Below are 1,037 nucleotides of genomic sequence, written 5' to 3' on the forward strand. Positions count from 1 at the left end.
GTGCGGTACCGGCCAGGGTCGACCGGCGGCGGCAGCACGACCGTGCGGCGCCGGTACGCGTAGTGGACGCGGCAAGCCTCCGAGGGGAACCACACCAGCGAGGGTCTGCCCAGGTCCAGGTCCTTCGACATGCCGTGCACCATCAGCAGGTGCGGCACACCGGGTGTCTGGTCGACGATCCGCCGCCCGCGCCGGTCTCCGTGGTGGGAGATCAGCACTTCGGGCCGGGCGGCCCTCACAGCTCGCCGCCACTCCCGGAGCGGCCACACCCGCACGCGGCCGTCGCTGTACGGCTCGCCCGGTTCCTTGGAGGAGGTGACGACGTGCACGGTGTTCCCGGCCGCGGCCAGGCCGAGGGCGTACTCCCGGGTCGTGACGAACGCCCCAGCGGCCGGAACCGTGCTCCACGCGGGCAGAATCACGAGAACGCGCATGCCCATCCCTCCTTCGTCATGCGGTTGCCTGCGCGTACACCCGCACCCCAGCGGCCGGGCCGCAGGGGCGAGGAGTGGAGCAGGACTCCAGCGGCCCCGCCCGCCGCCGGAAGGGCGTCGACGGGGGCCGCCAGCGGCTTACGCAGAGGCGGACTGGGTGTACGTCACCGTGACGACGCCGCTGTCCACGGCAACCGACAGCGGGCCAGTCAGCAGCGCGTCCTCGTCACGGGCCACCGACCATGTCACCGTTTCCCCATCGAACAGCGTGCTTGTGCCGTCGGCCGTGGTGATGGTGCCGGTGCCGTTGTGCGCGGACAGCGTCACGGACTGGAGCGTCGGCACGGTGCCCGCGTCCCACGTACCGCCCGGGTCGAGCTGGACGCGATGGGCCTGCACCGTCACCGGTGTCTCGGCCCCGGCCGTGTCGCACTCGACCGGGGAGACCGGCGTGTACGGCGCGGATAGGTCCGGCGTCCACGTGCTCAGACTCGTCACCGCACCGTCGCAGTCGATGCCGAGGAGCTCGACGTAGTCAGTGTCGGCTACGCCGTCGCCGTCGGTGTCGTCGCAGCGGCACGCCTCGATGACGCTCTGCGCTTG

At 72.0% G+C, this 1,037-nt stretch carries 2 protein-coding genes; both read right to left on the minus strand.

The genetic code is table 11. The features are described 5' to 3' along the window. Positions 1-434 (minus strand): hypothetical protein (locus tag ACFXIV_RS48335; RefSeq protein WP_379421593.1); only part of this gene is annotated, 434 nt, incomplete at its 3' end. Positions 435-572: 138 nt separating this feature from the next. After that, positions 573-1,037: hypothetical protein (locus tag ACFXIV_RS48340; RefSeq protein ID WP_379421594.1), on the minus strand; the 465-nt coding region annotated here is incomplete at its 5' end.

Origin of the sequence: Nocardia sp. NPDC059236, assembly GCF_042754085.1 — a bacterium.
In the GTDB taxonomy this organism is placed as follows: domain Bacteria; phylum Actinomycetota; class Actinomycetes; order Mycobacteriales; family Mycobacteriaceae; genus Nocardia.